The organism is Pedobacter agri PB92 (assembly GCF_000258495.1).
GTDB lineage: Bacteria > Bacteroidota > Bacteroidia > Sphingobacteriales > Sphingobacteriaceae > Pedobacter > Pedobacter agri.
On the sequence record NZ_AJLG01000266.1, the window covers coordinates 1 to 4,714 of the forward strand.

At 45.2% G+C, this 4,714-nt stretch carries 3 protein-coding genes and 2 pseudogenes; all 5 read right to left on the bottom strand.

Translation table 11 applies throughout. From position 1 onward, the window contains the following. Nucleotides 1–63: 63 nt before the first annotated feature. Nucleotides 64–693 (bottom strand): hypothetical protein, encoded by a 630-nt coding sequence (locus ON09_RS22635; protein WP_010603349.1) that lies wholly within the window; start codon nt 691–693, stop codon nt 64–66. Then, entirely contained in the window at nt 690–1,343 is a 654-nt protein-coding gene (locus ON09_RS22640) for a hypothetical protein (protein WP_010603350.1), read from the bottom strand. Before ON09_RS22640 ends, ON09_RS22635 begins: the two co-directional genes overlap by 4 nt. Beyond that, nucleotides 1,340–2,002, bottom strand: a complete 663-nt coding sequence (locus tag ON09_RS22645; RefSeq protein WP_010603351.1) for a hypothetical protein — start codon at nt 2,000–2,002, stop codon at nt 1,340–1,342. The genes ON09_RS22640 and ON09_RS22645 overlap by 4 nt, the downstream gene beginning before the upstream one ends. Nucleotides 2,003–2,004: 2 nt before the next feature. Further along, nucleotides 2,005–4,439: pseudogene (locus ON09_RS22650) on the bottom strand (TraG family conjugative transposon ATPase). Nucleotides 4,440–4,487: 48 nt separating this feature from the next. Beyond that, nucleotides 4,488–4,714: pseudogene (locus ON09_RS22655) on the bottom strand (hypothetical protein); the annotation flags it as partial.

Consider the following 4,714-nt stretch of genomic DNA (forward strand, 5'->3'; position numbering starts at 1 on the left):
ACGTACACACTAAAAAAGTTAAAGCTTTCATTTTTTTTAGCGTTTTATAGTTGTTAATGATTTTTAAAACCAGCTGTCTGTCAATGTTGATGAAATTTCTGAATGGGTTGAGCTGGGAAATAGTGAGCGTTGTGAGGCCCAGTACATACTTTTTCGCATCGAATAAACCAGGGCCCTGATCACCCTTAATTCTAAAGAAATCTTTTTAAGCAGCGCGTCGCGTTTTTCAAAATTTAGCAGCAGGTCACTTTTCTCGGAAAGCACTACTGAGGATACGTTTTCAACCAGCGCTGCACCCCGCTGGCGAAGCTGGCTTGATACCTGCTCTGCGAAAAGAAGAAGATGAGGATGTTTTGACGCAAAGGCGATCATCTGATCGGTTTCTGAAAAAATCTCCGCGATGAGTGTGGAAATTTCTTTAACAGCAAGGATACTTTTCATTCCCTGATCTACCTGGGTAAGTGAGCGGTAGATGAGCTCCTCGGTCAGCACCAGGGCTCCGATATTGATTTTAATATCAGAAAGCCGCTCGTGAATGGAATCATAATAATTATGTGTGGCCATTTCAGCAGAAATCCTGACCATCCCATTCTCATTTACAGTTAGAAAGTGATCGCGATCAAAAACAATCATCTGCGCGCTGGAAGACCCAGAGAGCCCTGCAGCTAAGAGTAGCAATATCCACTTTTTCATTTTTTGCTGATCTGTTTGAGTCTGGAAAGAATACTTGATGCAAGCTGCTTATCCCGCATGCCGGCATCAGAAAAGAGTTTTGCAGCGGGCTTGATTTTTCTTTTGGAAGCCGTCAGGGCATTCACTAAGCCAGAGAGATTTAGCGAAATGGAATGAAGCTCACTGATGACAAAGCTCGTGAGCATTTGACGGTCTGACCGGGACATGGCGTTTAATTCTCCGGCGCTTAAAATCAGTCCATAAAGGTATCGCAGCAGCATTTGCGAGCGGTCCGCAAAATCAATTTCGCTACTTATCGCCAGCAGTGATAAGCCAGGTGAGGCGCGTAAGAGTTGTATCAGTTTCTGCTGATCGGCGCTAATTTTATCCACCAGCGGAATGGCTTCCATTCCAATCTGTACACCCTCTATGGCCATGCCCACGGCGGAAAACTTTTTCTGGATATCGCGGTAAGTTGTTTTGAGCTGACTCGCCTGCGACCTGTTGATCTCTTCAGTGGCGGAGGATATGGCCTGTTTGCCTCTTAGCTCGGTTTGCCTGGAATGCTCAGAGCGGCTGTTATCGACGAGCTGATGGAGTAAAGCGACATTGATCTGCGCCAGGCTGCCGGTCCAAATCAGCACCAGTAGCGAGATAAATAGCATTCTCATCTTTTCAAAAGTTTACTTTTTGCCAGCACCTCATCTGCAATGCGTTTATCTAAATTGATAAAGCCTGCATAAGGATTGATTGAATTCCAAAATCCGCGTATCGAGGCCCAATACATTACCCGGTAGATTCCATAAACCACTCCCCTGATAATGGAAAGCTCAGTGACAATTTTTCCAAGAAGCTTGGCGCGCTCGCCGGAATCCATCAGGTTATCTTTAGATCCGTGCAGCACAAAACTGCTTACCTGTGCAGATAAACGCAATGCCCTGGCGTGAAATTCTTCTGCCCCGCTTTGGGCAAAGAGCAAAAGGGCCGGATTTTTACCCGCAACCGCAACCGCTTTCTGACCATCGCGGATAATATCTTGGGTGATATCATAAATGTCTGCTACGGCAAGAAGCGAACTCACCGCGGAAGAAACTTCACTTAAACCGCGAAAGATCCGGCTTTGCAGGTCATTGGCAATGCCCAGCTCAGCGCTTACTGCAAGTTGTGCGCGTTGTAAGAGGGTAAGTTTTTCACCAGAAGAGCTCAGCTGGCTATTGATCATCACCGATTGGGTGGCCAACGCAGCTGAGGTAGTAGGGTCTACATAAATCTGCGCCTGTAGCTTGACTGATCCGAGGATCATAAGCAGAAAAAAGAATATTGTTTTCATGTCTACTGGTTTAGGTTGACTTTTTTGATGAATTCGCTTAAAGAAAGATTAGCGGCCTGAAAATCTGAGATAAAGGCATCCAGGGCTTTTCTGTATTCCCCATGCAGGCTGAGGTATCGTTCCAGTGCCCGCTTTTCAGGTTTTTCGGTAGAAAAGGTCATGTACTGTTTTAAAGAAACCTCTACGCCGTACACCTCCCCCGAGTTGCCTCTTTTGATATAGACTTCCTTGAATTTACTGCGCCCTTTTTTATTGTCAAGCTGATTGATGGTAAAGATTTTTTCTGTTCTCCCTCGTTAAGCGAAAGCAGTGAGGCAACCTTTTCATAATCATCCCTGAATTTGCCCTGATCTAAAAGACACACGGTGTCGGAATTGGCAATGATGCTGTTTTTTACGGTTTTACTCGAGATAATATCTTCCAGCTCCTGGGTCACTACAATCGCCTCCCCATAGAACTTTCTGACTGTTTTATACATGTACACCAGGTAGGAGGCCATGAGCTCTGAGGCGATCGCTTTCCAGGCCTCTTCTAAAATCAATGCTTTACGCTGGTGGTGGCGAAGCCGCATTTTTTGAAGAAAGACATCCATGATAATCAGGGTGACTATTGGAAAAAGGACCTTGTGCTCACGGATGGAATCGATTTCGAAAACCACGAGTTTTTCTTCGAGTAAAGATGCATCAGTGGATAAATTAAGGAGCTCCCCGAATTCTTGCCCAAGACAAAACTTTTTAAGCACAAAGCGGTAGGAGACGTAATCAAAAGAGATGTGATCTTCCTGACAGATGCTTTCGATGCGGGCAACTGAATAGTGATAAAATACATCAAAGTTCAGCTGCGCAGAATTATTATTACCGTCAAAATGATCGCTATAAAACGAAGCGATGACGCCGGAGATTACGGTATCTTCCACCGTCGAAACCTCGCCCTGAGGTCCTTTAAGCAATAAAAATACGAGCGTTTTTAAAAAATCGCGCTTTTCAATATTGTATTCATCGATACTGAATGCAAAAGGATTCATGGTAATGGGCTTCTGCTCAGAATAAGTGAGGTACTTTCCCTGGTAATAAGCGCAGAGCCCGCTGTAAGAATGCCCGGTATCTACGATGACCACATCCATATTATACAGCAGATATTGTTCTACCAGGCTGTTCATAAAAAAGGATTTTCCGGATCCCGACCCGCCAAGCACGAATTTGGACCGGTTGGAAATTCTTCCCGATTCCATTGGCAGATCTGCCGGATCTATCGCGATCGGAATGCCCATCCGGTCAGTGAAGCGGACCAAAAAATCCGATTTTTCATTTTGCTGCAGCTGCTCTTTGAACATCAGGCATAACGCTGCCTGGCTGGGCAGCAGCACCAGATCATAGCCTTTCAGCATGGTTGCATTCGCAGGCAAAGAAGCCCTGAAGAGTTCCAGCTGGTTGTAGGCATTTTTAGAAGGGATGATGCCGATAGAAAATAGAGCGGATTCAATAAAGTTGGAGGCCTCATCGATTTTATCCACTTGCGCGCACAGCATAATGTTGAAGTGCGCATGAATCAACAGCTGATTATCCCTTGCCACCTCAGCCAGCAACGATGAAATATCTTCCATGCATAGCCTGTTTGCCGGATCGGGAATCCCGGAATGACGTTTTTGCTTTAATGTTAATGAAGAGATGACTGAACGCTGAGAGGGAATGGAAATCACCTGGTTATAGATCATGCAATCATAACCCGGTGTCTGATGAAGGAAGGCCAGGTTATCCACTGCAAAGTCGCGCATACCTTTCCCGTCATTTTTGAGCTGATAGGCAGCCATGGAACCGGGCAAATCCATCCGGTCACAATCGATCAGGGACAGGCAGCGAACGGATTGTTTTCCGATATTAATCTGGTTATCACTCACGGAGATATTTTCTCTGGCCACCTGCCTGAAGGAGAAATCCATTGCCAAACACTGTCCGATATAGCGGTCCATCTCGGCTTTACTAAGTAAAGTTGGGTTAAGTCCCGAATCGTTCAGTAAATCCAGGATTTTAAAAACCGTCCTGGAAAAGGCATTTAGCGATTTGGCATCAAAGACATAAAATCTGCCGCGGTCAACCTGCCTGGTTAAAACAAGGTAGGTTTTAATCTCATGATATCTCCGGCCTGAAAAATGCGCGTCGTAAGACTGCTGAAGATATTCTTTGCTTTCCGCAGGCTTATAGTTTCGCTTGATAAACACATCCTGCTTTTGTAGCACATGCCCCTCTCCCATGATCTTAATCACCTTTAAAAGCAGCTCATGGTAATTTAGATACCCCCGCTCATCAGCACAAAGCAAAGTGACCGGATTTTCAATTTGCATGATCACCGAGAAATCTCCCGACGCTGTGTAAAGCAGATCAATCCCGGCAGTACTGCTATAACCAATGTAGGGCAATTCGAAAACTTTCTTTTTCATAACCTGATCTTGTTTTGATGCACAAAAACTCCAGTTTCCCGTCTTTTATCATGCAGTCCTTTCTTTTGCCGGTATAAGGTATACCAGAACATTCCGCCCCCTAACGCCAGGCTTAAAAAAAATACCCAGGTACATGTTGAAGATCGCTCCCAACAACCCTCCGGTAAATATCCCCGAAGCCAGGGAGCCAATACCCCAGCCAATGTATTTTCCTTTAAGTCCCTTGTAGCTCAAGGGCTGCTGGAGCCCCTTGTAGATTAAAAAACGCTCCATAA